Source organism: Hymenobacter sp. R533113 (assembly GCF_056835965.1).
This window is the reverse complement of the sequence record NZ_JAKWBD010000013.1, coordinates 770,848-797,612: the sequence shown is the minus strand read 5'-3', so window position 1 is coordinate 797,612 and position 26,765 is coordinate 770,848. Positions and strand designations below refer to the sequence as shown.

Below are 26,765 nucleotides of genomic sequence, written 5' to 3'. Positions count from 1 at the left end.
CTGCCAATCTATACGTTCGGTGCATGGGTGATAACTACGAATCTAGCACACGCATATTGGCAAGAAAATGCGGGCTGTGGCTGTTGTGGCTATGGTGTTTGCCGGGCGTGAGTTGGGCACAAGAATATTCGCTGGCCCCGTCGGCGGCGCAGTCGAAGCTTGCCCCGCCGCTACGAACTGCTAAACAGCCAGCTACTAAATCTTACCGCGTAAGCGTGCAGTCCACCGCTGAATTTAAGGCCTGGATGCGTCAGGAGCTGCCTTCTGTGGATATCAGCCGGCATGTTGCGCACGGTAGTGTCTATACCCTGAGCGGCGTAAATACCCGACAATTAGCTAAGCTGCTTACTTGTTCTTGGGTCACTTTCGTGGATGTGCCCAGCCGTCAGGCCCGCGAAGAACGCCCCCTGGACAACTCCGATTTGGTCGTCAATGCCATTGCTCCGCTTCATGTCCGGTTTCCCGACCTGGGCGGCCAGGGAATGATAGTTTCGGTGAAGGAAAGACCATTTGATGCTGCTGACATTGATTTTCGGGGCAGAGTTGTGGCAGCGGCAGGAGCCGCACCGGCAGTTTCGGCCCACGCCACGGCTATGGCTACCCTAATTGCGGGCGGCGGCAACTCGGCGCCATCGGGCAAAGGGGCTGCCTGGCAGGCCCGGCTAAGTACCGCCGACTTCAGCGAGCTGATGCCCGATGATGGTGCCCGCCTGACACAAACCGGGGTGTCAGTCCAGAACCATTCCTACGGCGTCGCCATCGAAAACTATTATGGTCTGGAAAGCCGCGCCTACGATGCTCATGCCACGCAGTATCCACAGCTGGTGCACGTTTTTTCCTCCGGCAATGATGGTAATAAAACCAGCCCTAGTGGCAGGTACGCCGGCCTGGCGGGCGTAGCCAACATGACCGGACAGTTCAAAATGTCGAAGAATACGCTGAGCGTGGGCGCCACCGACAGTCGCGGCAAAGTGGTGCCGCTCAGCTCGCGTGGTCCGGCGTACGATGGGCGCGTAAAGCCGGAGCTGGTTGCGTACGGGGCCGATGGCTCCTCCGATGCGGCAGCCTTGGTTTCGGGGGTGAGCCTGCTGATACAACAAGCCTCCAAAGAGCAGCTGGGGGGCATTTTGCCCCCCGCGTCCCTCGTAAAAGCAGCATTACTTAATAGCGCCAACGACACCGGCCGTCCGGCCATAGACTTTGAGAGTGGCTATGGCCAGGCCGATGCGCTGGGCGCAGTCCAAACGATTCGTGAGCGGCGCTTTTATACGAGTTCAGCTACTCAGAATTCCGAGCGGATATTTACCATATCGGTGCCGGCCGGCAGTCCTGAGCTGAAAATCACGCTGGCCTGGCACGATCCTGCCGCTGCCCCCGACGCAACTCAGGCTCTCATCAATGACCTTGATTTAGAGCTAGTCCAGCCTGCCACCAAGCAACACTGGAAGCCGTGGGTATTGAGTCATTATCCTCACCTGGATTCCCTGGCCCTGCCGGCCCGCCGCCGGCCCGATCATCTTAACAACGTAGAACAAATTACGGTGGCTGCGCCTGCTGCGGGCGTTTATGAGCTGCACGTGCGCGGCTTCTCAGTATCTCAGGGGCCGCAAGCCTTCAGCGTTGCCTATGAGTTCGGGGAGACAGGTTTTTCTTGGCTCAACCCGCTCGGAGGGGCAGTTTTTGCCCCCGGTTCTGCCCAAGAGCTGCGCTGGCAGTGGGCAGGTGCCACCACCACGGCCCGCCTCGAATACCAGCCGCTTGGCAGTTCCGCTTGGCAGGTAGTTAATTCGGCGGTAGAGTTGAAAACCGGCTTTACTACTTGGAAAACACCCAATTCTGCTACCGTCGCTCAGTTGCGAATGGTGGCGCCAGCTACTGTGTACCTCTCTGAAACGTTCCTGATTCATGCGCCGCTAAGCTTACAGGTCGGGTATGCCTGTCCGGAAGAAGCGCTGCTGCAGTGGCCGGCGGTGCCCGGCGCTACCGAATACCAGTTGTATGGCCTAAGCGCTACTGGCCTGGAACCTCTGCGCCGCAGCCAGGATACAGTAGCTCTTCTTTCCGCAACGGAACTGCCGTTACAGTATTTCGCCGTGGCACCAGTGCTGGGGGGCAAAATGGGGAAGCGTAGCCCTAGTATAGAATACAGTCAGCAGGGCACGGGCTGCTACGTGCGTGCTTTCATTCCGCGCCAGGCTGTTACGGATACGGTTTTGCTCGACCTTGAAATTGGCACCGCCTACGGTTTGGCAAGCCTGCATCTGGAGCGGCAAGCCCCCGATGGCAGCTACGAAACTATCCAGACCATCGCGCCCGTGCAGGACTTGCAATTTGCCCTCACTGATCCGACGCCATATTCTGGGCTCAACCACTACCGCGTCCGGCTAAATACGGCTGGGGGGCAAATTTTCTATAGTTCGGTAGAAGACGTGCAATACGCGCGCACCAGGGAGTTGCTCGCGTATCCTAATCCGGTGCGAGCGGGCGAGCCCCTTCAGCTCATCACGGGTTCCACGGGCTCCATCCATATCCAGCTCTATGATCTGTTGGGGCGCTTAGTGCGCGAAGCCACGGCTACTGGCACCATCAACCCACTCGATACCAGTGGCTTGCGTAGCGGAACCTACCTCGTGCGCGTAACGCCTGAAAGCGGCCCTGGAATCACACAGCGCATTATTGTGCTGTAAAAGCGCCGCAATACGTAAAGCTCAAAAAGACAAGAAGCCCCAACTCCACTGGAGTTGGGGCTTCTTGTTTGCATCCGTTCAAGATACTTTTAAATGATGATGCGTACGGGCATCGGTACTAAGCCAGTGGGTGAGACTGGTTAGTATAAGTAACGAAGTGCCGTACGGTCGTTGGCGTTGAAATAGCGGTTAGCACCAGTGCCGATGCAGGCTAGCATCCAGGAGTTAGGATCGGCGCTGCTTGGTGTGCCGGGGATAAGAATGGCGCCCACCGTGCTGGCTCCTTCGTTGGTATACTGACCACCGCAGCTATAGCTCCGGTCCATATAGTCGGTGTGGCGGAAGCCAATGCAGTGACCAACTTCATGGGCCAGAATAGTAGCCAAATAGTTAGTATTAGGGTTGGAGCCGATAGCGCCCGTGTTTACCTGCACGCGGTTGAAAGGATTACCGCCCGATGGAAAGCCAGCCGAGGCCAGGTAGTCGGAGCCACTGGGCGCTGCGGTCAGCAAGATGCCATAGTTGGACGACACCCGCTGAAAGCGAATCAGCAAGCCCTCTGCGTTGTAGCGGCGAATAACTTCGTCAACGGCTGCTACATAAGTGGATGGCAGGCTAGTGGAAATGGCAATGCCAATCGTGCGCCCCGAGCCCACGCTCACCAGATTGTTGGTGCGATACTGCTCTTCTTCACCCACGCGCAGCATTTTGTAGTCCGGCTTGCTGTCTAGGTCAGCCTCGGAGAGTAAAATATCGCCCTCTACCAGGTAGCCGTCGTCTACGCGCTTGGCATTCTGGGTGCTGAGGCCCAGTTCTTGAATTTTGGATTTAACTTCTGCTGAAATTTCATTTTTAGCGACTACTTGGTTGCCGTCTTCTTTTTGGCAAGAAGAAAGGGCTACTACCGAGCAGGCAAGCAAGGCAAGCGATGAGAGGTAATTTTGGATTTTCATACAGAATTGATTTGGTTTTGGGTGAAAGTGGGTGGAAAAGCGAACGGATGCGGGATGCGGTAAATGTTCTAAAAGTTCAAAAGCTTTACGTTGTGACTTTGCATAGGAATTCCCTGCTGCTTTTCACAAATGAAAAAACACGTTTGAAAGCAGGAAAAAGCGGTAGCTTGTAGCCTAGCAAAGGCTATAAGCTAAGAAAGTAGTACGGCCAAACAGTGCTTAAGCAACTGCCCTAAGCTTCATACAACCAAAAAAAGCGGTAAGGGGGAGTTGGAGGCCTGATATTGCCTTCGCGCCAAAGCGCGAGGTTAACTTGCAGCCGGAGAGGCAGGCAAGTTGAACAGACAATGTGCTGGCGACCCGGCCAAGCTGAGGCGGAGCGGTTAGCAGAAACAGCGCGTAAAAAATAGCCCATAGCACACCTTATGTCCGACGACGAGTTTCGTCAGATGGTACTGTTGCCGGAAAGGTGTGGGGTAGAAAGGGCGGGAGCGAATCAGAATAATCTAATTCCTGATGACTTTACGAAGATGTATAAATAAAGTGATGATTTAAGGGAAAAAAGATGAAAAATATTCTCCTTAATTTCATATGTGTCTGATAATCTGTAAGATTATTTTATGCACAAGACCTCGAAAACGTACAGATATAGTCTGTTGAACAAGCAATCAGTAAAAGATGCTAGGGAATCACCCTTTGGCAACACTAGTAACAGGAATTGCTGAGAAGTAATCCGGTTGATTTTGCCCTCTTAGCCTGCCGGCTGCTTGCCGCGCTTTTCTGGCAAACTAGCAGCTGCTACTATTTTCTTCCGGCTGATAGGAATAAAAGAAAGCCTTTCGTTGTTAGAGCGACCGATATTTAGATGGGTTGTAGCTTTTAACTGAAGCTTATTACCAGGCCCGGAAGCACGCCTTCTAAATGCCTATCTTTGTTCATAATGGTTTCCGTGCGGATTTTAATGCCGCCTCACGATATATATACTTCAAGCCGTGGCTTGCACATCTTGTTCCTCCGGTGGGGGCTGTTCTACAACTGCTAAGGGCTGCGGCTCGAAAGGCAGCTGTAGTTCGGGCTGTACCCGCCTCAACGTGTTCGACTGGCTTCAGGACGTAGCCCTGCCCAGCGACTTTAAAGAGTTCGATATTGTGGAAATCCGCTTCAAAGGCGGCCGCAAAGAGTTTTACCGCAATAAAAGCCGTGTGCCTCTGGTGACGGGCGACGCCGTGGTAGTAGAAGCTGCCGGCAACGGCTGGCATCTGGGCCACGTGTCGCTGAAGGGCGAACTGGTGCGCTTGCAAATGCGCAAGAAAAAAGCGGAGGTAGACGCCAAAGACATGCGCAATATCCTGCGGGTGGCCACCGAGCAGGATGAGGAGCGCTGGCAAGCCGTGCGCGACCTCGAAACAGGCACCATGTTCCGGGCGCGCTCGGTAGTAGAAGAGCTGCGCCTCAAAATGAAGCTGTCGGACGTGGAGTACCAAGCCGACCGCACCCGCGCTACCTTCTTTTACTCCGCCGAAGACCGCGTCGATTTCCGCGACCTTATCCGCCGCTTAGCCGATGAGTTTCGGGTACGGGTAGATATGCGCCAGATCTCGCTGCGCCACGAAGCCGGTCGTCTGGGAGGCATTGGCTCCTGCGGCCGCGAGCTGTGCTGCTCCACCTGGCTCACCGATTTTAAGAGCGTGAGTACCACGGCCGCGCGCTACCAGAACCTGAGCCTGAACCCAGCCAAGCTTTCGGGCCAGTGCGGCCGCCTCAAGTGCTGCCTGAACTACGAGCTTGACACCTACCTCGATGCCCTAAAGGACATTCCGCAAGTGCAGCGTCCTTTGCTGACGGAAAAAGGAGAGGCCTTTCTGCAAAAAACCGACATCTTCAAAAAAGAATGTGGTTTGCTCTGCGCGGCGACAACAACTGGGTAATGCTGGACACGGAGCGCGTGCGCGAAATTCAGGACATGAATAAGCGTGGCGAAAAGCCCGAAAGCCTGCTGCCACCCGTACGGGAAGAGGAGCGTGCCCCCGAGGTATCGGCGCACGTAGAAGGCAACCTCGACCGCCTCGACGACAAGATAAAAGGCGGCAAGCGTCCTAAGCGTCGGAAGAAGAAGGAAGGGGCCGAAGACAGCGCCCCTTCTGCTACTGCGCCAGCCCGCACGGCCGTATCAAAGTCTAACCCTGATGCTTCCAGCGGAATAGAAGTGCCCGCTGCTCCCTCCGATGAGGCTCGTCGGCCCAGGGGCGCGGCGGCGCGGCCGCTCAATCGGCGCAACAACCGCTCACGTTCCGAAGGAGGCCGCTCAGGCGAAGCACGCTCCGAAAACAAGCGCCCTGATGCTCCCCGGCCCGAAGGCAACACAGCTGCGCCACGCCCCCCACGCGGCGAAAATCGCCCCCCACGCGAGGGCGGAGTTCGACCCGCTGGTGACGCTAATCCTAATCGTGACGCCAATCGGGAAGCTGGCGCAAACCGTGGCGGCCGCGAAAATCGCCCCCCACGGCGCGGCGCACGGCCACCCCGGCCAGGAGGAGGAGGTGAAGGCAATGCAGGTACCTCGCCTACGCCCTCAGCTTCTTAAGTATGCGCTCTTACCTCCGACTTTGGCCGGTGCTTTCTCTTTTTCTGCTGGCCGCCTGCGACTCGAATCAGGTATTTGAAAAGAATGCGGACTTCGACAATTATACCTGGACAGTACAGGAAAAGCCCACGTTTGAGTTTGAAATTCAGGATACTACTCAGCGTTACGACATTGGTTTCAATGTGCGCAATGCTTCCATCTATGGCTACTATAATCTGTATGTGAAGCACCAGTTGTTCGGGCCAGATGGCAAGCCGATGTCCACTCTGCTTCATCAGATGATCCTCATGGACCCGCTTACGGGAGAGCCTCGCGGCAAAGGCACTGGTGATATTTACGACCATCAGTTTGTGGCCTTGCGCAACCAGCGGTTTCGCCAGCCCGGCACATATAAAATCGTGCTCGAACAGTACATGCGCCAGGATCAGCTGCCCGGCATCATGGCTGTGGGTGTGCGTGTAGCAAAGGCTGAAGACTAAGTGGACTTGCAATTGCCACTAAAAAAGCCCCCCAGCGTATGGCTGGGGGGCTTTTTTAATGGCAATTCGGCAAAGCTAGTATATAAGACTTCTGAGTAGCGGAAATTTAATTAGAAAGAATAAGCCACAAAAAAATCCCGTCTCAGCTAGAGCTAAGACGGGATTCAGAGTGCAGCGTTGGCTGTCCGAAAGGACTATTGTACGATGCGCACGTTTACGGCGTTCAGGCCTTTTTTGCCTTGCTGAACCTCAAACTCTACGCGGTCAGTATCGCGGACGGGCTGCATAAGGCCGGTAGCGTGAACGAAGATATCCTCGCCGCCGCCGTCGGGGGTGATGAAGCCAAATCCTTTGGTTTCATTGAAAAATTTTACGATACCGGTGCTCATAATAAATGAAATGTGGTGAAGAATGGGGCAAAGATAGTGTTAATTCCGACTTATGCTGGTCAGCGTCAGCCGCAACATCATCTGGAGGCTAAGAAAGCAAGCTAAACCGCTGGCTGTATTATTTGTCAAATGGCGAAAATGTGACCCTGGGGGAAGGGAAACAGCGTTTTACGCAAATTTTAACTAAGAAAGGTGCTGAGAGCCTACCTTCTTAATTGGTGCTAAATGCGCTCAACCTTCACGGCGTTCAGTCCTTTTTTGCCTTCTATTATATCAAATGATACCCGATCATTTTCGCGAATCTCGTGAATCAGGCCTGTCTGATGCACGAATATTTCCTGATTGTCCTCATCCTGAACGATAAAGCCGAAGCCTTTTGACTCATTAAAGAATTTTACTTTGCCCGTTTTCATTGACTGATACTAACTAAGGTTGGGGTTGAATAGTGGCCAAAATTAAGGCTATTTTCTGATCACTGGTACTAGTTGAGTTTATAAATACCCGCTGGTAAGGAGGTTTAAAAGCTTGCCTGGAGCATATAGGGCTACTAATGACAAAGAAATGAGGGTGTTTTCATCATCCAGTAGGATAGCGTCAGCGGGTTTTACTGGCCGCTCGCTAAAATCAACTCTGCGCCGGAGGCCGCGTATAGTTCTGGTGACAACATCCTTGTTTTTCCATCCTAAATAGTGCGCCCCATGAAAAACGAACCCATAAATCAGAACGAGAATGCGAGCCCCGAAAGCCTTTATAATGATTCGCACGCCGCCGCGTCGAGCGAATCATTGGTTGCTTCGGAAATGAGCGTCGGGAAAGGTGCCGTGACGGGCGAAGAAGGGAAGGAAGAAAATAAAGAGGCCAACCCTGCAGTAATGGGGCAAAACCCGGACAGAGAACGGCTGTCGGGCAACCGGACCAACTAAACTGCCAAGCAAGCAGGGCAATAACCTAAGCAGCTCATCGCCAACTGCTACCCGAACTTATGGAAAACGAACAGCCCGATCAAAACGCAAAGCTTAACCCTGAAGCAGGCAACCCGCTGGCCAATAGCCGCACCCAGCCCGAAACGCCGGGCATGACGGGCCACTCGTCTGCCGGGGCTCCGCTCCCCAAAACGGCTCCGGCTGCGGCCGCCAGCCCCGAAAATATAAATGACCAGCCAGCAGTAGCATTGCCCAATCCATACGTTGACCTCGCTAATGATCCGACCATTGAGGTGCCGTATGGGGGTAATTTTGGTAATAGCACCCAGCCCATTTTTCACGATGATGATAGGCGGGAAAACCAGCTGAGTGGGCCAGGCCGTGGTGAGTTTGGCCCCCAGGATGCTGGCTCTACCCAAGGCGGCTACGGCAATCAGTACCGCGCCGACGAGGTGTACGGAGGCAAGCTGGGGCCTCAGCAAACTACCCGAGGTGGCTACGCGGGTGGAAAGCCAGAAAACAATACGGCCCCGACGGAAGCGCAATACTCAAGTGCGCCGAGTCCGGACCGGCCGGAAGGCAGCACCTTTGGTACTGAGCCCGGCACTCCGCGTAGCGGCACAACGGTAGATAGCCATTATGCTAATGACAATGACTCGCCCCGCAGTGGAACCGGATATAGTGATGATTACGGGCGGACGTCGCTAGGCGGCGCTTCAACCGCTGGCGCCAATTTGCCCCCCAACCAACGTAACCAGACCGAAGACTACCGCCCCTCGCAGGATGGCCACGACAGCGACGGACTGGCTTATCAGCCAGTAGCTACTGAGCCGCGCACCACCGAGCTAGGCGGCCGAGATGAGCCCGGCCCGACTGGTGAGCCAGATTCGCCCACAAAAGGCAGTGGCTCTGCCTCCCGCACCGGCTACGTAGAGTCGGATGGGGAGCGTAGTCAGAGCGGCGATGTGGCGGAAGGTATTGGGTCGCGTGGCGGCTCTTATAATGACTCCAACGCCAATAAAAACACGGGCGGCGCGTCAGCAGAAGAGACTATCCGAGCCGATGATAATCAGGCACCTGTACCGCCACGCGCGAATGAGACCAGTGACTACGGTACCATGCCGCGTCGTAATGCCGGCCGCGACAACGATTCAGAACGGGAATAAAGCGGAAGAACTCTTTCCTTATCTGTATTGAATACGCTATCAAAAAAAGCCCCCCAGATAGTCTGGGGGGCTTTTTTGTGAGGCTAAGCTTTGGCTTTGAACGCAGCCTAAGAAGCAGGCTGAAAATGGCGGCAGTAGTCGTGGGCAAACTGCTCCATTGCGTGGGGCCCATGACCCGTGAGATCTTGCACGGCAGAGGTGGTATCGGCTGCGTAGCCGGCCTTACTGATGGCGTGCAGCTCCAGTAAAGCATCGGTCATCCAGGCGGGCAGCTGGGCCATTGCCTGCCGGGCGGCCGCTTCGGGGACATCTACATACGACACTTCCCGGTCACAAGCCTGGCTGATGGCTTGGGCCACTTCCTGCCCACCAAGCGCAGCTGGCCCGGTAAGAGTGTAGGCTTGGCCGTGGTACTGGTTTATGTCGGCCGTCAGAATGGTGGCAGCTACGGCAGCAATATCGCGCACATCGATATAAGCTACTTTTGCGTCTCCCAACGGCAGATAAAACTTGCCCTCGTGCCGGATGGAGTCGCTGTATTGCTCCACAAAATTCTGCATAAAGCTGCTTGGCCGTAAAATGCTGTACAACAGACCGCTTTGCTCCAAATACTTTTCTATTTCGCGGTGCCAGCGCCCCAGCTGAATACCCGGCTCGGCCTCAGCGCCAGCGGCCGACAGCCGCACAATCTGGCGTATACCCGCTTGCTTGGCAATATCAATGAATTGCTTGCTGATAGCCACCTGGTCGTCGGTGAAGGGCGTAATCATAAACACGCGGCCCGCGCCGGTAAGCGCGACGCGTAAGGTTTCGGGCTTATGAAAGTCCATTTCGACCAGCTGCACGCCCGAGGTAATGTGACTGAATCGGTCGCCCTTGATAATAGAGTGCACGCCAGCGCGCACCGTCAGGCCACGATTGGCCAGAGCCAAAACCAGCTCCGAGCCGACAGTGCCCGTTGCGCCAGTAACCAGAATTGTATCAGACATTTGGTAAGTGTTGAAGGTGAAGTTGAAAGAGCCAGTGGCATGCGGTAGCGAGTCAAACGTACTGCTTCCTGCTCTCAGCAGTTACTATTTCTTCTGATAGGTCGCCTGGAAGATTTTGCCTCCCTCATTACTCAGCAAAAAATCGTGGTCGTTGATAAAAACAATGGCTTCAGCCTGGCCGGTCTGCGAAAGCGGCAGGCAGCTTTTGGCCCCATCAAAAAGTTTGGTGTCCGCCGTGCGCTCAATCAGGTAAGCGTAGCCGTAGCCCAGCAAGGCCACCGTGCGCCCATCGGGGCTGATGTCGGCGGCCGTAATCCAGGTGTTCGTCTGCATGCTATCCACGAGGCGGGCGGTGTGGGTGCCGGGGCGCGCGGGCAGCACATAATACTTAACCCATTTGCCCTCACCGCGGTTTTTGGTGAATAAGTGTAGGCTGTCCTGATGAAAGAAAAATGCCTCACAGTCGAAGTTGCGGGCAATTTTTTTGGGCGGAAACGCTCGCTGGTCGGGGTACTCAAACCGAATCGTATCGATTTCCCGCAGCTCGGGGCCGCTGAGGCGATAAATGGCCAAGTTGCGGCGCTTATTCTGGTTATTGCCAAAGTCCCCAATGTAAATGTTGTCTTCTTCATCTCGCGCCAGATCCTCCCAATCGATGTTGGTGAGCGGCGCCAGATCCAACTCCTGGAGCCGGTCGCCCTGCATAGTCACTTTGTAGAGCTTGGCGGTATTGCCGCCGTCGCCGTGGGTCCAGAGGTCGCCCTCGTCATTGGCAATTTCCAGCCCGGAGCTTTCCACTACTTTGTCTTTCTGCATGCGGCCCACCTGCTTCACCTGGTAAGCCTGGCTAACCCGGTCGAAGTCGCCGCGCCCTTTGTCGTTAGCGCAGCCGCAAAGAACAGTTTGAAAAAAAACGAGGATAGGAAAAAGCTTGTCGCGTAGCAATAAGGCCATGAGATAGTGAGTTAGCAAACCTCTGAGCGTGGTGCGCCTGAGCTGTTGGCGCTGGGCATTGGCCATCCATACGAAAGGCAAACCCAAATGGGCGAAGCAGGGCGCAAAAGGCAAAAGATTAGCGTAGCTTACACGCTCTATTATTTAGTATTAAAATCACTGATGCTGAGTTTCTTCAAGTATAGTATTGGACTGTGCCTGCTATTAGCTGCTTCATCGGCACAAGGACAGATAGTTGCAACCGTGTTGCCGGCCGCCGACTCGGTGCTGGCGGCTCATGCGACGTCGCCTAAAGTGCGCTTGCGGCCAACTGCGGCTACGTGGCGAGTGGCAGTGCCCGTCGCCCTGATTGGCCTGGGCTACGTTGGGCGCAACGAAAACTTTCTGGATGAGGCCAAGGAAGCCATTCAGCATGAAAGCCGCGAGGCTTTTCCCCAATTTCATACGCACCTGGATGACTACTCGCGCCATGCCCCTATTGTAGCGGCTTTTGCGTTGCAGGCGGCTGGCCTGCATGGCGAGCAAGGGTTTGTGCCTTTCACGCTGATTTATGGCCTGTCACACGTCGTAAACACCACGCTCACCAGCGGGCTCAAACGCCTGGCTCAGGAGCGTCGGCCCGACGCTGCCGCTGATTTTTCCTCCTTTCCTTCCGCCCACACCAGCGAAGCCTTTATGACGGCCACGCTCCTGCACGAGCAGTTTGGCCACGCACACCCTTGGTTAAGCGTAGCTGGCTACTCGGTGGCCGTAGCTACCGGCACTATGCGCGTCCTCAACGACCGGCACTGGGCTTCGGACGTGGTGGCCGGCGCGGCAGTTGGGTTTCTCTCGGCCGAAACGGTGTGGCGCTTGTATCCGGTGCTGGCCCGGCAGCTACCAGGGCATTGGGGCCAAAAAATGCTTTTGGTACCCACCTACGCGCCCGGCGGCGCGGTGGGAGCAGCACTAGCGGTCCACCTTTAAGGAGTATTCAGAAGTAAAAAAGCCCCCCAGGCTATTTCTAGTGGTTGGGTTTGGCTAAATGCGCACTATCGAGGCTAAAACCGCAGGTAGGGTTGCAGCTTCTCAAACGTCGCGTCGTCGAGGATGCGGATTTTGCGCAGGTCAGTGGCTTGCTGATAAGGGCCGTGCTGCTGGCGGTAGGCTACCAGCACGCGGCCCAGGCGCAGACCCACGTACGGATGGTCTTTTAGCTCGGCCAGCGTGGCGTTGTTTACATCAATCGGCGTAGGAGCAAAGCCCGCCGCGACGAACGTATACTTGCGTAGACTATCCACGAGGTCGGGGGGCAAATTGAAGATTTCGCCCAGCTGCTCTTCCCGCGAAAAGCCCCCCAGGCGTGCCCGATACGCCACTACCCGGCTCGACAGCCCCCGCCCGATACCCCGAATCTGCATGAGCTGGGTGGTGTCGGCCGCGTTCAGGTCAAAAGGAGCCAGGTTGGTCGGCTTACGCGGAAACTTGCTGGCCGGAAAAGACGAAATACGCTCCGGATAGCGACTTTTGGTGGAGGCATAAGTGGCCCGCGCTGGCAGCTCATCGGGCAATTGCATATAAGGCGCGAGGCGAGCGTACACCGAATCGGGAAGGCCGTAGGTGCGGCGAATCTGTGCTTTGGCTTTAAATCCCTGAATAACGTCGCGGTACTTTACTATGCGCTGGGCCACGTAGCGCGGCACCCCGCGCGCCTCCCAGTCAGGTGCCGATAAGGCATTTGGGTCGAAAGCAGAAAGGGCTACCCGCGCTACGGCCGGCTGGGGAGCTTTTCGGCGCGGATAGCGGCTAGCGTAGGTACGCGGCTGACGGGCAGCGGCCAGCTCGGCGGCTAGCGCGTCAAGCTGCTGTTGGTCGGCTTTAGGGTCGTAGTGGGGGAGGGCCGGCTGGAGCAGTTGAGGCAGCGTAAGCCAGAGCACGAGTAGGAGCAATAGCACCACAAACCCGGACGTCTCGCGGCGTGAGAACCCGAAATACCGCCGTACCGCGTCGCGTAGGACTATATGCGGGGCTTTGCGCGGACGCTGACGACTAGGCACGGGGAGGGCAGAATATTCTAATAATGGACACTGCTAATTCGCATAATCAAGTTTCTCATTTGCACAAATCAAGCCTTAACGGCTCCTTCGGCTCTCAATCAGAAAGAAAATAGGATGAAATAACGCTAAACACCCTTATAACCGGAAGAGGGAATGGTGCCTAAAAATTGGCGAAAACCGCTGTAGCCCGTATCATTACGTATTCGTTTTTCGTTCTGCTGCCCACACCCGCACCTATGCCTTCCGCCGTCGTCCGTACTCCTGAGTTTTTCGATCAGCTCGCTGCCGCTGTGCGCTCGGCGCGGGAGGTGGCAGCACAGCGGCTAAGGCAGTTAAGTGAAGACCAGTTGAACCGTCGCCCCTCGCCGGATAGCTGGAGCGTGGGGCAGTGTCTGGAGCATCTTACCATCGTGGGGGGGCATCATCTGCCCATTGTGGTGCGCAAAATTAAGGCGGCCGGTGAGCGGGGCTCTAAGCCAGCCGATACTGTCAAGTCTGGGTTTATTGGCGGCCGCCTCATACAGTCTATGCGCAACCCTATTAGCCAGAAAGCCCTCAAAACGCCCCAGCGCTACGCGCCCAGCGGCAGCCGCCTGCCACGTACGGTAGTAGAAGTATTCGGCCGTCAGCTCGACGAGATGCTGCACCTGATTGATCAGGCCCGGACCATAAACGCCAACCGCGTACGCATTCCTAATCCGCTGATTCCGCTGCTCCGGCTGCGCCTCACCGATGAATTTGCCTTCTTGGTGGCGCACATCGAGCGGCACATGGCGCAGGTAGAGCACGTACTGCAAGCCACCAAGCGTCCCCAGGACGAAGCCGAAGGCAGGCCAGCCGAGTAAGTGATAGGAGTAAGCGCCAACCCACGAGGCGGAAACCACACTCACACGGCCACCAATTGGCTTTTCAATACTCGCAATAGAGTTGCTGTGTGCTGATAAATAGCCAATGGACAGGATGTAGCGCGAACTTTTAGTTCGCGTATCGTTAGTGAATGGTTAAAAAAGCCCGGCAATTTGTTCAACGATACGCGAACTAAAAGTTCGCGCTACATCCTGTTTACTGGTTTCAAAACTGCTTTAAGGTCAGTTTCCGCACTACTAAACCGTAGTGGTGATGCGGATTTACGTTTGCTCATTGCTAAGATTAGTCACCCGATTGTGGTCATCTCAGGAAGCGCTTACGACTACATACGGATGATTCGCGCTCTTATGGAAACGCATGAGTAAGTCGTTGTAAACACACAGTCAGAAAAAAAGGAAGACCACTTTGTGGAATCTGTGCCGCTTGCGCATCAGGTTTTTGCCAACTTGTTCTGCCGCTTTCCATTATTCTGCCCCTATGCGTCTTCTCGGCTTATTGTTTCTGCTGTTGCTCGTCATGATTAGCCCTGCTTCTACCTCGGCGCCCGACCCCAAGAAGTGGCGGCAGATTGATGCGCTGCTGGCCAAAGACCAGACGGCATCTGCTGCCAAGCTGATTGATGAAATCTACCAGCAGGCCCGGCAGCGCCAGGATACGCCGGAATATCTGCGGGCGGTGCTATACAAGCTGCGCGTGCTGAAAGAAAAAGAGGAAGAATCGGACGAAAAGGCTATTGCCTTGGTAGAGTCCGACCTGAAAACGGCCAGGTTTCCGGCCCGCCCTATTCTGCATAGCCTGCTGGCCCAGCTCTACGGCACCTATTACGAGCAGCATCGCTACCAGCTCTACGACCGTACCACCCAGGCCCGCCCTGATTCTATCAGTGCCGCGGATATTCGCACCTGGGATGCGGCCCGCCTGGGCAGCGCCGTGGTGCGCCACTACCGCGCGTCGCTGGCTGATGAGCCCCAGCGCCAGCAGCAACTAACTCTAAAAGAGCTGGGCTACACCGTGCGCCTCGGCGACGCGGAAGGCCAAACGCTCCGCCCAACACTGTATGACTTACTGGCTCATCGGGCGGTAGATGGCTTAGGAAATGATGAATTCTACATCACGAAGCCGGCCCAGCAGTTTGAGCTTCAGGATAAGGCCCTGTTCAGCCCCGCCGCCGAGTTTGTTCGCCTCAAGCTCACCGCCCCGACCGCCGATTCACTGAACGGACAGTTTCACGCGCTCCAGGTATTGCAAACGCTCACCGCGTTTCGGTTGCAGGATGCCAAAAACCCAGCGGCCCTGGCCGACGTGGAGCTGGAACGCCTGCGCTTCGTGCACGAGCACACAGAGCTAGCCGATAAGGACGAGCTATACCAAACAGCCCTGGCCCGCAGCACGGAAACATTTAAAGCCCTGCCGATATCGACGGAATTCTTGGTGGCACAGGCGGAAAGCCTTCAGGAAAGCCAGCCGGCCCAGGCGCGGGAGCTGGCTCTGGAAGCCGAAAAACGCTTTCCAAAATCCCGTGGGGGGCAAAAGGCGCTGGCTTTGCGCCGGCGTATTGAAGCCGTGGAGGTAGGCTTCACCACGGAAGAGGTGGTGCTGCCGAAGCAGCCGTGGCTGCTGAAGCTGGATGTGCGCAACACCACTACGCTCTATGCGAAAGCGTACCGGGTGAGCAATGCCGCCGCCATGCGCCAGCAGGAGCGCCCTGAGTTGTATCAGGACCAAGCGTTTCAGAAAAAATACGCCAGCGCCCTGACCGCCGTCCCCGCCGCGGCCTGGACGCTGAACGTGCCTGGCCCGGCCGATTATAAAAGCCACTCGGTGCAGTATGCCGGGCCAGCGCTGCCGCTGGGCCAGTATCTTATCATCCTTAGCACAAATAAAGAAAACCCGGCGAAGGAACGGACCGGCGTAACTACCGCCTTCGCCTTGGTGAGCGTGAGCGAGCTAAGCCACATTCGGCGGGGCGCCCGCACGCAGGAAGGACCGGAGCTGCTGGTGCTGCACCGCCAAAGTGGGCAGGCGCTGGCCGGGGTGCGGGTAGTGCCGTTTTTTCAGTACTACGACCAACCGAGCCGGGAATACAAGCGCCGTCGGGGTGCCGTGCTCACGACCACCGCGGAAGGCCTGGCGCAGGTTCCGGTGGGCCAGACGACGGGGCAGAACACCCAGCTCCATGCCCTGCTGCTCACCAAAGGGGCCGACTCGCTGCTGGTACGCGAAGGCAACTACTACTTTCCACGCCGCAACCGCAACGTCCAGCCGGAACAGGCCGAGCGGCGCACGTTTCTGTACACCGACCGCGCCATCTACCGGCCCAGCCAGACGCTGTATTTCAAAGGTATTCTAACCGAAAATACCGCCGGCAAATCCCGGCTGCTGACCCGCCAGGCTGTTTCCGTGCGCCTCGTGGATGTGAATGGGCAAACCGTACAAACGCTGCCTTTTACCACTTCTGAGTTCGGCAGCTTCCACGGCTCCATCGTGCTGCCTACGGGCCTGTTGAATGGCGAAATGAGTCTGCAAACCGACTACGGCAACGTCAGCTTTGCGGTGGAAGACTACAAGCGGCCCACGTTTCAGGTTACGTTTGAGCCCGTGGCGGGCACGCCTGTATTGGGGCAGGAGGTAACGATGCGCGGCACCGCCACCGCCTACGCCGGCCAACCAATTGACGGAGCCGCGGTAAGCTACCGCGTCACGCGCCGCACGCTGTGGCCGATGTTTGGCCGGGGATTTGGCGGCGGCCGGCCCGAAATGGAAATCCTGAGCGGTACGGTCCAAACTGATTCAGTGGGGGGCTTTTTGGTGAAGTTCATTGCGAAAGGCGAGGAGCTTGGCCAGAATAAGCGCGGCCCCTGGCAGCCCGGCTACGTGTTTGAGGTAACCGCCGACGTCACCGACGCGGCCGGCGAAACCCGCACCGGCACGCAGCACGTGAGCGTGGGCAAAGAAGCCCTCACGTTGCGCCTGGAACTGCCGGAGCTGCTGAATCGCGAAAAATTGCCCCCCATCCGCCTGTTCAGCACCAATGCTACGGGCGAGGCGCTGCCCGTCCGCGGTATGCTCCAACTCTACCGCCTCGCGCCACCGGCCCGCGCCCTGCGTCCCCGCGCCTGGGAACGGCCCGAGCGCGAAGCCCTGAGCCCGGACGAGTTTAAGCGCCTGTTCCCGCTGGATGCCTACGCCAAAGAAGACAACGACAGCACCTGGACCCGCACGCTGGTGCTAACCCAAGAGTTCGACACCGAAAAATCGCCGCTTCTGCCGCTCTTGACTGCGCCGCTAGCCCAGTTGGCTGCCGGCCGCTACGTGCTGGAAGCCACGGCGGCCGTTGCCAACACTCAGCCAGCCAAAACCGAGCAGCGCTTTACCCTGTATGTGCCCTCGGCCAAGACGCTGCCCATCCCCACGCCCGACTGGTTTATCTCGCTTCAGGATAGCGTAGCGCCCGGCCAACCGGCTCGCTTTCTGGTAGGCAACTCGGAAGCCGGTACGCGCATCTTGCTGGAAGTCGAAGCCCAGGGCGAAAGCCTGCGCAAAGAATGGCTTACGCTGGCGGCCGGCGAACAGCGCCTGGTCGAATTTCCGGTGCCGGCCAGCCTCAATGAAACGCAGCTGTACGTGCATACCACGCAGGTGCGCGATAACCGCCTCTACACCCACACGGCTACGATGCAGGTAGCTACGCCGCCCACGCCGCTGGTGCTCAGCATCGCCACCTTCCGCGACAAGCTGCAACCCGGCCAGCGGGAAACCTGGCGCATTGCCGTTCAGCAAACTAACGGCAAGCCAGCCGACGCGGAACTGCTCGCCACGCTCTACGACCAGTCGCTGGACGCATTCCGTCCGCATTCGTTTAGGACGCTGGAGTTTCTGAGGCCTTATTATCCGGCTGCGTTAATGTGGCATGGCCGATTTGATACGAAAGAGTCAGAGGGGCTGATGAACCAGACCGTGTACGGGCCGAATGTGCGCGACATTATTTATCCGCATATTAACCTGTGGAGCCTTGATGGAGGCCTAGGATATAGGAGCGGAAACCTTGCGGAAGTAGTCGTATCTGATGGTGTTTCAAGATCACTACAAGGACGAGTTGCGGGCGTACAGGCACAAAGTAAGGGCATAAAAATACGAGGTGCTTCTACAGTAGCAACCGCAGCCCCAGCAACTCAGGCAATGGATATGGCTGTCGATTCCAAACAGCTTAATGAAGTTGTCACTACCGGTTACGGAACACAAAAGCCCCCCAGCAGTCCACCCGACCTTTCCGGTGTCCAGGCCCGCAAAGACTTCCGCGAAACGGCCTTCTGGCTGCCTGAACTACGCACCAATGCCCAGGGCGAAACCGTGCTGGAATTCCAGATGCCCGAAGCCGTAACGCGTTGGCAGCTTCTGGCCCTGGCCCACGACCAGCAGCTCCACTCTGGTCTGCTGCGCCGGGAGCTGGTCACGCAGAAGCAGCTCCAGGTAACGCCCAACGCCCCACGCTTCTTCCGCGAAGGCGACCAGCTGCGCTTCACCGCCAAGCTCAGCAACCTCACCGACCAGCCCATGCAGGGCACAGCCCAGCTGTTTCTGCTCGATGCCCGCACCCAGCAGCCCCTGGAAGGCACCATTCTCAAAAGCGCGGCGAACCTCCCGTTTGACTTAAAGGCCAACCAAAGCAGCGCCCTCGCCTGGGACCTCGCCATTCCGGAAACCGCCGAAGGCAAGGTGCCGCTGGAGGCCATTACCTACCGCGTAGTGGCCCAGGGGCAATTAGTAATGAAGAATGAGGAGTTAAGAATTGGGAAGGCAGCGCGCAAAAAGACCAAAAGCCAGAAACCAAAAACCAAAAACCAAGAAACATTTTCCGATGGGGAGGAAAACACGCTCCCCGTGCTGCCCAACCGCCTGCTCGTGACGGAGAGTCTGCCGCTGCCGATTGTGGGGCCGGCCACGCGGGAATTTGAGCTGAAAAAGCTCACCAGCACCACCTCACCCACGCGCCGCAACTACTCGCTCACGCTGGAAATGACCCAGAATCCGGCCTGGTACGCGGTGCAGGCGCTGCCGTATCTGATGGAGTACCCCTACGAGTGCTCGGAGCAAATCTTCAGTCGGCTGTACGCCAATCTGCTGGCGGCCAAAATCCTGCAAAGCAACCCGCGCCTCAAAACGACTCTGGAAGAGTGGAAGCGCGCCGCCCAGGCCGGCGACAAAGCGGCGCTGGCCAGCAAGCTGGAGCAAAACCAGGAGCTGAAGAGCCTGCTGTTGCAGGAAACGCCCTGGGTGCGCGATGCCCAGTCGGAAACGGAGCGGATGCGCCGCCTCACAGAGCTGTTTGATGAGCCCCGCCTGCAAGCCGAAACTACTCGCGCCCTCACCAAGCTGGCCCAGATGCAAAAGTCCAACGGCGCCTTCCCCTGGTTTGAGAGGATGCCCGACGACCGCTACATCACCCAGCTCATCGTGGCCGGGTTTGGTAAGCTGACCAAGCTGGGAGCTTTCGACGCCAGCCAAAACGAGGCTGGGGGGCAAATTTTGCGCAACGCCCTGCGCTACCTCGACGAGCAAATGCAGCGCGACTACGACAATCTGCGCAAGCAGCCCAAGGTTGACCTCAAGCAAAACCACCTCGCCGACCTGCACATTCAGGCCCTGTACGCCCGCAGCTTCTGGCCAAATGTGGTTGTTGCCAAACCCGCGCAGCCGGCCTACAATTATTATCAGCAGCAAGCCGTCACGTATTGGCCTGCCCAAACCCGCTACCTGCAAGCCCAGACGGCCCTGGCTTTACACCGCGGCAAAACGGCTCCCACCGCCGTGAGCAACATCCTGCAAGCCCTCACCGAAAACGCCCTACATTCCTCGGAACTAGGCATGTACTGGAAGGAAGTGCGCGGCGGCTACTACTGGCGCGAGGCGCCCACCGAGACCCAGGCTACCTTAATCGAGGCCTTCGACGAAGTGCAGAACGACCAGAAATCGGTGGATGAAATGAAGCTCTGGCTGCTCAAGCAAAAGCAGACTCAGAACTGGGAGAGCACCCGCGCTACCGCCGACGCCTGCTACGCCCTGCTCCTGCGCGGCTCCGATTGGCTGCAGCCCACTCAGCCTATTCAGGTAACGGTAGGCGGAGTGCCAGTGCAACCCACCGCCCAGCAAGTTGGCACGGGCTACTTCAAAACCACTTTCCCCAGTGCCACCATCCAGCCGGCCCAGGGGAAGGTGACCGTGAAAAAGACAGATGCGGGCGTGGCCTGGGGGGCACTTTACTGGCAATACTTTGAGCAGCTGGATAAAATAACGCCCGCCGCCACGCCTTTGCAGCTGGAGCGTCAGCTATTTCGGGAGCAGCGTGCCACCGGCGGCCCCAAGCTGGAGCGCCTGAGCGCTGCCAATCCCATACGGGTCGGTGATGTGCTGGTCGTGCGCCTAATATTGCGCACCGACCGCACCCTGGAGTACGTGCATCTGAAGGATCAGCGAGCTGCTGGTTTGGAACCAATAAGCCAAGTGTCGGGCTACCGATACCAGGGCGGTTTGGGCTATTATGAAAGCCCGCGCGATGCGGCGACCAACTTTTTTATGGGGCAATTACCCAAGGGAACCCACGTGTTTGAGTACCGCCTGCGGGCGGCGCAAAGTGGCGATTTTTCGGGTGGATTAAGTCAGATTCAGTGCCTCTACGCCCCCGAATTCACAAGCCATTCCGCTGGCCAAAGGCTGTGGATTGCGACTAACTAAGCTCCTTAGTCAGCCAAGTTTTTTGCCCCCAAAAAACGGGCTCGACAGTATAGAAATGGCGTTTCCAGTGAGCTAAGGCCTATGTAGACTTGTCTGGGCATGGTTTAGGTCTTACTTTTGCGTCCTCTTAGCCTCTTTTAAAGCGATGCTGATGCGTAAAATATATGTGCTTGCCGGACTGCTTTTGTGCAGCGCACCGGTGCTTGCCCAAGGCAAGAAACCCAATGAAATTTCGAAGTCTGCTGGTCACTTTACAGTACCCATTACGCCGGCTTTGCCCGGCGAGGAAAAGCTCTCCGCCCGGGAGCGCGTCGAGCGGGATTTGCTGATGCCTGTGCGCCGCAAACAAGCCGCCCTCACCTTGCAGGAGGCCAAGCAAGCCGCCGCCGACATTACTGCCCAGGGCGTAGCAGCGGCCGAAGCCAACGCCGCTGAGGAAGCCAAAAAAGCCCCCCAGCCCGCCGCCGCTGAGCCGCACGTTATCTTCTCCACTGCCGACCGCAAACCGAGGCCAGCCGCTAAGAAATCTAGCCGCCGTCGCTAAGTTTGAATCGCGGATTTTGCTGATTAGTCGGATTTCGTGGATTTTGGTGACGACACTTTTTAAATCTAAAAAAAAGCCCCCAGAGAGATTCTGGGGGACTTTTTCGTTCATCAAATAGTAGAAAGCAGTCGTCACCAAAATCAGTGGAATCCGACTAATCAGCAAAATCCGCGATTCAGATAACAGGCATCAACCGCACTACCAATCCATCGAGGCGGGGCGTGATACGGATCTGGCAGGAAAGGCGGCTGCCGGGGCTGAGTGCGGGCAGCGTTTCGAGCATATACATTTCTTCGTCGCCGGGCTCGTCGAGGGCGGGGCCGGCCAGTACTTCCACGTGGCAAGTAGCGCACAGGGCCATGCCGCCGCAGGTAGCCTGAATATCGTAGCCGCTGGCCTTGAGCACTTCCATCAAGCTGAGGCTCATATCGGTAGGAGCCTCTATTTCGCGCCGCTGGCCGGGAGCCTCCTCCACGTACACTCGAACTTCGGTAGCGTCAGTCATATGATTGGGCGTTCTTGATTGTTAGTAATCAGTAGTCGCAGCACCAAACTTATCAATTAAAATTATTGCCCGGAAAAAAAGCGTTGTCATCCTGACGCAGGAAGGACCTTCTCACACCCAAACAGGTCGTTGCTACAACACTTGTTATTCCGTGAGAAGGTCCTTCCTGCGTCAGGATGACAACGATATTTAACGAACAGGCTTAGTTACATCGTAGGCACCCCGTTCACGGTCGTGTACTTCAGCACGTACTTCTTATCCGGGAACATATACTTGTAAGCACCCTGCGCCATCAGGGCGGCCTCGTGGAAACCGCACAAGATCAGCTTTAGCTTGCCCGGATACGTGTTGATGTCACCAATGGCGTACACGCCCGGCACGGAAGTCGAGTAGTCCAGCGTATCGACCTGCACCGCGTCGTTATTTAAGCCTAGGTTCCACTCACCAATAGGACCAAGCTTCGGCGTAAGGCCAAACAGCGGAATAAAGCCATCAACCGGCAAACTTTCGGTTGTGCCGTCGTTGGCGGTGATGGTCACGGCCTCCAGGTTGTCGATGCCATGGACGTGCGTCACGTTAGACGACAGCACGAGGCGGGCCCGGCCGGCTTCGTGCAGGTTCTTTACCTTCTCCGCCGAGTCAGCCGCGCCGCGGAAGGTGGTGCCGCGATGCACCAGTGTTACCTCTTTAGCAATATCAGCCAGGAAAATAGTCCAGTCGAGCGCCGAGTCGCCGCCGCCGGCAATCACGATGCGCTTGTCGCGGAAGGTTTCGGGGTCGCGCACCATATAGTACACGCCACGGCCCTGCTCAAAGCGCTCTAGCTCATCAATGGCAGGCTTGCGGGGCTCAAACGAACCCAGGCCGCCGGCAATGGCTACGGCTTTGCAGAGCACCTCGGTGCCATCGGTAGTGAACAGTTGGAACGAGCCGTCGTCGAGCTTTGCGAAGCGCTCTACCCGCTCACCGAGCGTGAAAGTGGGGTGGAAGGGCTCAATCTGGCGCATCAGGTTGCGCACCAGGTCGCCGGCCAGCACCTCAGGGAAGCCCGGAATGTCGTAGATAGGCTTCTTGGGATAAATCTCGGTCAATTGACCTCCTACGGCGGGCAGCGCATCTACCACGTGGCAGCGCAACTTCAACAACCCAGCCTCAAACACCGCAAACAGCCCCACCGGGCCAGCTCCGATAATACAGATATCGGTCGAAATAGTATTCAGCATGCAATCAAGAATCAGCGAAAAACAAACAAACGGCCCTCGGCCGCTTGAGTAACAAACAAAGCCCCGGAATCGTTGGGCCCGGCGCCACGAATGATGCGCGGCTACCAGGCTTAGGCGTTGCGGGCGCAAAGATAAGTTCAGCCAGCCGCGTTTTTGGTATTGGAGGCAAAATGTACTGGAGCTTGGGATTGACCTACCTTATGCCACTGTACTGATAAACTGGCTAACAGAGGACAGAGTAGAATAAAAAAGCCCCCCAGAGATATTCTGGGGGGCTTTTTTATGGTCGTGTAAGCCGGCGTAGGAACCACGCCAGCAAGAAGAGCGTGCCAATCGGGAGAAGCATGTCCATGCAAGCAAAAATAGGTACTTTCTTTCTCCACCAATACCAATTTCATACGTTCTTCTAAAATCCTCACACGCATTACCAATTTCGGTAAGGAACTTCTGAGTTTGTGACAACTGCTGAGTGTGAACGGCCTGGAGTCAGCCGATTTAAGAAAGCTTGGCACGCAACCTTAGCGAGCTCTTGTTGGGCCCCGGGACTAACAACTACTTTGGTAATGCTAACTGGCTCATTTTCTTTAACTAACGGAATCTTGATATAGGGAATTAGCGTGCTTTTGCCTTCGCGAAATTCCACATTCTTCTCATACAAAGCACTAATAGGAGATAAAGAATGGGTGTGATAAATAATTCTCCACTCTTTCTCTTCCTTGAAGGAGGGGTGTTTTAGTAAAATGGGAATCTCAGGTATGCTATAACGTAACGTTTGTTGACCGTTGAACAATTCCTTATCAGGATTACCAGGGGCTCGATATGGACCTGGATCATATTGCGGGTCGAGTGATGCAAGTTCTGTTTCTAGGGCCTGTTTCTTTTCGGTTTCCTCTTCTGTTAGTGCAGCAGGGATCTTATGTTTAAATTGATTTAACTTGTAATAGATACTGTTATAATGCTGCATTCCTAGATAATATTTCTGTCGTTCTGGTGATGGCATATGAGCTGAGAGGAAAGTTTTAATGTATTTTACTTGCTCATCTTTATCGTATATGCATTTGCCAATCTTCAGAAACTTCCCTGCATGATGATTTATAGATGGAGGAGTTTCATAGGACAACAGAGTATTTAACTGTTCGCGATCAAAGGCAAATGAGTAGCCCCCATTCGGGCAGTAGCCTCGCCATTGGCTTAACAAATCTCCCTCTTCTGTCAAAGACATGGAGAAGGTAGGGGAAAACTTTTTTTCTAGTGCATCAACTCTAAAAAGCGGTTCATACTCCTTATCCATCACCTCTTGCACTAAATTTAAGCCATAGGAATATTCCTGTGCGTCATTTAAATAGGCAACATGGGAAAGCCAAACATGCTTTTGATTAACTATTCCAAGCAAGCCAGCGCTTGAAGAATAATGGTATTAGGACTTACGCACTTAGTAGTAACTTGAGAAAAAGCCTGGCTTTATGGTGACGCAAGCGACTTACATCGAGTACCTGCTTAGTACGCCCCGCAATTATACGTGTACGCACTTGGCCGAGCACCTGTCGCAGGTGAGCCACGATCAAGTGAACCGATTTCTGCGCCGCAGCTCGTTTTCGCCCACGCAGTTGCGCGAGTTGGTCTTGCCCTTGCTCCACGACTCGCCGGAGGCCTTTTTGCTGGTCGATGATAGCGTGCAGGACAAGCGCTACAGTCGCTTCATTGAAGTAGCCAAACGCCAGTATTCGGGCAACGAACATGGCCTGGTCACCGGCATCTGCCTGGTTAACCTGGTCCACAGCAGCGGACAGGCCGGGGATTTTCTGCCCCTGGACTACCGCGTCTATGCCCCGGAGCTGGATGGCCTGACCAAAAACGAGCATTTCCAGGCCATGTTCGCCCACGTCGTGGCGGAAAATAAAATTCAGGCCCGCACGCTCCTGTTCGATGCCTGGTACAGCGGCAGCGACAACCTGAAGCTGATTCAGCGGGCCGGTTGGACGTTTTTCACGACCCTGAAAAGCAACCGGTTAGTGAGTGCCAGCAAAGAGGGGGGCTACCAGTCCCTGGCCGACGTAGCCCCGCCGCCGGGTGGGTGGAGCACCGGCTTGGAAGTACGCTTGCAGAAGGTGCCGTTTGCGGTGCGCTTGTTCCGGCTGGTCGCCCCAAACGGCGACATTGAATGGGTCGTGACCAACAACTTCGCCTTTACGCTTACCCAACCGCTGGTCGAGGCCACCACCCGCACCCGCTGGCAGGTGGAAGAGTTTCACCGCAGCTTCAAGCAGCTGACCGGGGCCGAGAAATGCCAGTGCCGCCGTGCCCAGGCCCAGCGCAACCATCTGGCCTGCTGCTACCTGGCGTGGGTGTCCCTGCGCGAGTTTGCCCGATCAACGGCCCAAACGATTTATCAGGCCCACCAGCACCAATGGGCTCCCTACTTGAGCCAGCTGCTCGCCAAGCCCCTCATTCCTGCCCTGCTCCCCGCAAGTGCATAAGTCCTAGGTATAAATCGGGAGTGCCAGGTGGTAGCTGGTTGTAGAGCATGACCAATTGCTGAAATTACTTGCTATTTAGAATTCGGAAAAGTAGAAGAGGGCAGGGGCTATTTTTTATACTGTCACACACTCGGTCACACACCGAAAAAGAGAAACCCCATTCACGGTCTGTAAATGGGGTTTTTCTAGTATTCTAGTGGTCGTGTAAGAACTACAGTACCCGGTCCCGAAGTCTCGCTAACCTATTTTTTATCAACTACTTACCCCGTCACTAAAATTATCCCTCCAAAAGTGGGGGCGCAAATGGGGGCGCAGAATCCAAATTACTTATTCCGCCACCAGCTTCACATCATACCGGGCCGCCACGTCCAGCAGAATGCTCCGCAGGTGCTGGGAGTCGTGTGCCAGCATCTCCAGCAGCACCAGCATCCGGTCAAACGTCTCGTTAGTGTTGGCCGGGATGCTGCCGGTCAGCAGCGCGTTTACCTGCCACAACTCTTTCAAATCCTTTTGAGGCAGGAAAAAAGGGTCGTAAAACCGGTTGTCCGATAGCAGCTCAATGGGCTCGTTTTTCTTCACCGGCCCGCGCAGGCGCTTTACCATTAGCCGGTCATGCGTCACGACCACGTAAATGTGCTTGGGCTGAATCAAGTCCAGGCGCTCCGTAAACGAAGCAATAACCAGGTCGCCGGGGCTGATGGTCGGCTGCATACTGTCGCCGGCCACCTCGAAGGCCCGCACCGACTTGCCGTGGTAGCCAGGAATGCGGATGGTATCTAGCTCTTCTAGCGTCTCTTCCACGTCACGCGCAATCAGGTAGCCTGCCTGCGCCTTCGTGCTCACGATGCTCACTTGCTCCTCGCCCTGGGTGTTCACCGTCACCGCGTAGGGGACGCCGGGGTAATCATTCGCCGTTTTAGTGGGCTCCGGGGCCGCAGCCGTCCGAATCATCGGCGTTTCCCCGCGCATCAGCCATTCTGCCCGCAGCTCCGGATAGTTTTCCAGGATGTCCATTAAAGTTTCGTAGCCGGGCTTCGATTTATTCTGCACCAGCTTGTACAACTTTTGGGGACCTTCGTAGCCCAAATTTTTGGCTAATTGGTAGGCAGACAGGCCATAATGGTTCATTAAGGCACTAATACGGTCGCCAACGTGCGCTCTTTGTTCCACTTTTATTGCTTTTACTGGGTAAACTTTTTTTGCTTATTTCAACTTTGGTAGCCAGGTTTGTACGACCAACGTCTAAACAAAGATACA

The 26,765-nt window shown here is 56.1% G+C and carries 21 protein-coding genes; 11 read left to right on the top strand and 10 right to left on the bottom strand.

Annotated features, from left to right (window positions below; translation table 11 throughout):
- Positions 1–107 precede the first annotated feature (107 nt).
- Complete coding sequence (locus MKZ35_RS12555; RefSeq protein WP_482513618.1) at positions 108–2,687, top strand: S8 family peptidase; 2,580 nt, start codon at positions 108–110, stop codon at positions 2,685–2,687.
- A 140-nt stretch (positions 2,688–2,827) separates the two neighbouring features.
- Here MKZ35_RS12555 and MKZ35_RS12550 read toward each other — a convergent pair whose 3' ends face one another.
- Complete coding sequence (locus tag MKZ35_RS12550; protein WP_482513617.1) at positions 2,828–3,640, bottom strand: M57 family metalloprotease; 813 nt, start codon at positions 3,638–3,640, stop codon at positions 2,828–2,830.
- Positions 3,641–4,731: 1,091 nt separating this feature from the next.
- Between MKZ35_RS12550 and MKZ35_RS12545 the strand changes: the two genes are divergently transcribed.
- From MKZ35_RS12545 to MKZ35_RS12535, 3 genes are read left to right on the top strand one after another with little or no spacing between them, the layout of a single operon-like run.
- Entirely contained in the window at positions 4,732–5,568 is an 837-nt protein-coding gene (locus MKZ35_RS12545; protein ID WP_482513616.1) for a PSP1 domain-containing protein, read from the top strand.
- Positions 5,532–6,224 (top strand): hypothetical protein, encoded by a 693-nt coding sequence (locus MKZ35_RS12540; protein WP_482513615.1) that lies wholly within the window; start codon positions 5,532–5,534, stop codon positions 6,222–6,224. Before MKZ35_RS12545 ends, MKZ35_RS12540 begins: the two co-directional genes overlap by 37 nt.
- Before the next feature lie 2 nt (positions 6,225–6,226).
- On the top strand, positions 6,227–6,703 hold the full coding sequence (locus MKZ35_RS12535) for a gliding motility lipoprotein GldH (RefSeq protein WP_482513614.1): 477 nt from the start codon (positions 6,227–6,229) through the stop codon (positions 6,701–6,703).
- Positions 6,704–6,897: 194 nt separating this feature from the next.
- On the opposite strand, the gene MKZ35_RS12530 is transcribed toward MKZ35_RS12535, so the two are convergent.
- Positions 6,898–7,092, bottom strand: a complete 195-nt coding sequence (locus tag MKZ35_RS12530) for a cold-shock protein (RefSeq protein ID WP_084446316.1) — start codon at positions 7,090–7,092, stop codon at positions 6,898–6,900.
- Positions 7,093–7,313: 221 nt separating this feature from the next.
- Positions 7,314–7,505, bottom strand: coding sequence for a cold-shock protein (locus MKZ35_RS12525; RefSeq protein ID WP_133271788.1), 192 nt, complete (start codon positions 7,503–7,505; stop codon positions 7,314–7,316).
- A 285-nt stretch (positions 7,506–7,790) separates the two neighbouring features.
- On the opposite strand from MKZ35_RS12525, the gene MKZ35_RS12520 reads away from it, so the two are divergent.
- The gene (locus MKZ35_RS12520) at positions 7,791–8,015 is read left to right on the top strand and encodes a hypothetical protein (protein WP_482513613.1); all 225 of its coding nucleotides are present in this window, start codon (positions 7,791–7,793) and stop codon (positions 8,013–8,015) included.
- Positions 8,016–8,074: 59 nt separating this feature from the next.
- Positions 8,075–9,181: a hypothetical protein gene (locus MKZ35_RS12515; RefSeq protein ID WP_482513612.1), complete on the top strand. Its 1,107-nt coding sequence runs from the start codon at positions 8,075–8,077 to the stop codon at positions 9,179–9,181.
- Between the two features lie 107 nt (positions 9,182–9,288).
- Here the strand turns inward: MKZ35_RS12515 and MKZ35_RS12510 are convergent, their stop codons facing one another.
- A complete protein-coding gene (locus MKZ35_RS12510; RefSeq protein ID WP_482513611.1) occupies positions 9,289–10,170 on the bottom strand; it encodes an SDR family oxidoreductase in 882 nt (293 codons plus the stop codon).
- Positions 10,171–10,254: 84 nt separating this feature from the next.
- A complete protein-coding gene (locus MKZ35_RS12505) occupies positions 10,255–11,124 on the bottom strand; it encodes a hypothetical protein (RefSeq protein ID WP_482513610.1) in 870 nt (289 codons plus the stop codon).
- Between the two features lie 162 nt (positions 11,125–11,286).
- Here MKZ35_RS12505 and MKZ35_RS12500 point away from each other — a divergent pair, with 162 nt between their 5' ends.
- Positions 11,287–12,090 (top strand): phosphatase PAP2 family protein, encoded by an 804-nt coding sequence (locus MKZ35_RS12500; RefSeq protein WP_482513609.1) that lies wholly within the window; start codon positions 11,287–11,289, stop codon positions 12,088–12,090.
- A gap of 74 nt (positions 12,091–12,164) precedes the next feature.
- Here the strand turns inward: MKZ35_RS12500 and MKZ35_RS12495 are convergent, their stop codons facing one another.
- Positions 12,165–13,160 carry a ComEA family DNA-binding protein gene (locus MKZ35_RS12495; protein ID WP_482513608.1) on the bottom strand — a complete coding sequence of 332 codons (996 nt, stop codon included), beginning with the start codon at positions 13,158–13,160 and terminating at the stop codon, positions 12,165–12,167.
- A 236-nt stretch (positions 13,161–13,396) separates the two neighbouring features.
- Here MKZ35_RS12495 and MKZ35_RS12490 point away from each other — a divergent pair, with 236 nt between their 5' ends.
- The 3 genes from MKZ35_RS12490 to MKZ35_RS12480 all read left to right on the top strand — a co-directional run bounded on the left by MKZ35_RS12490 (position 13,397) and on the right by MKZ35_RS12480 (position 21,303).
- The gene (locus MKZ35_RS12490) at positions 13,397–14,005 is read left to right on the top strand and encodes a DinB family protein (protein ID WP_482513607.1); all 609 of its coding nucleotides are present in this window, start codon (positions 13,397–13,399) and stop codon (positions 14,003–14,005) included.
- 499 nt (positions 14,006–14,504) lie between these two features.
- Positions 14,505–20,759 (top strand): alpha-2-macroglobulin family protein, encoded by a 6,255-nt coding sequence (locus MKZ35_RS12485; protein WP_482513606.1) that lies wholly within the window; start codon positions 14,505–14,507, stop codon positions 20,757–20,759.
- A gap of 151 nt (positions 20,760–20,910) precedes the next feature.
- The gene (locus tag MKZ35_RS12480) at positions 20,911–21,303 is read left to right on the top strand and encodes a hypothetical protein (RefSeq protein ID WP_482513605.1); all 393 of its coding nucleotides are present in this window, start codon (positions 20,911–20,913) and stop codon (positions 21,301–21,303) included.
- Between the two features lie 175 nt (positions 21,304–21,478).
- Here MKZ35_RS12480 and MKZ35_RS12475 read toward each other — a convergent pair whose 3' ends face one another.
- From MKZ35_RS12475 to MKZ35_RS12465, 3 genes are all read right to left on the bottom strand, one after another.
- Positions 21,479–21,808, bottom strand: a complete 330-nt coding sequence (locus MKZ35_RS12475) for a 2Fe-2S iron-sulfur cluster-binding protein (RefSeq protein ID WP_482513604.1) — start codon at positions 21,806–21,808, stop codon at positions 21,479–21,481.
- Between the two features lie 206 nt (positions 21,809–22,014).
- Positions 22,015–23,031: an NAD(P)/FAD-dependent oxidoreductase gene (locus tag MKZ35_RS12470; RefSeq protein ID WP_482513603.1), complete on the bottom strand. Its 1,017-nt coding sequence runs from the start codon at positions 23,029–23,031 to the stop codon at positions 22,015–22,017.
- A gap of 424 nt (positions 23,032–23,455) precedes the next feature.
- Positions 23,456–24,424, bottom strand: coding sequence for a DUF2971 domain-containing protein (locus tag MKZ35_RS12465; RefSeq protein ID WP_482513602.1), 969 nt, complete (start codon positions 24,422–24,424; stop codon positions 23,456–23,458).
- Between the two features lie 70 nt (positions 24,425–24,494).
- Here MKZ35_RS12465 and MKZ35_RS12460 point away from each other — a divergent pair, with 70 nt between their 5' ends.
- Complete coding sequence (locus tag MKZ35_RS12460) at positions 24,495–25,508, top strand: IS701 family transposase (RefSeq protein ID WP_482511450.1); 1,014 nt, start codon at positions 24,495–24,497, stop codon at positions 25,506–25,508.
- Between the two features lie 327 nt (positions 25,509–25,835).
- On the opposite strand, the gene MKZ35_RS12455 is transcribed toward MKZ35_RS12460, so the two are convergent.
- The gene (locus tag MKZ35_RS12455; protein ID WP_482513601.1) at positions 25,836–26,678 is read right to left on the bottom strand and encodes a LexA family transcriptional regulator; all 843 of its coding nucleotides are present in this window, start codon (positions 26,676–26,678) and stop codon (positions 25,836–25,838) included.
- Positions 26,679–26,765 lie beyond the last annotated feature (87 nt).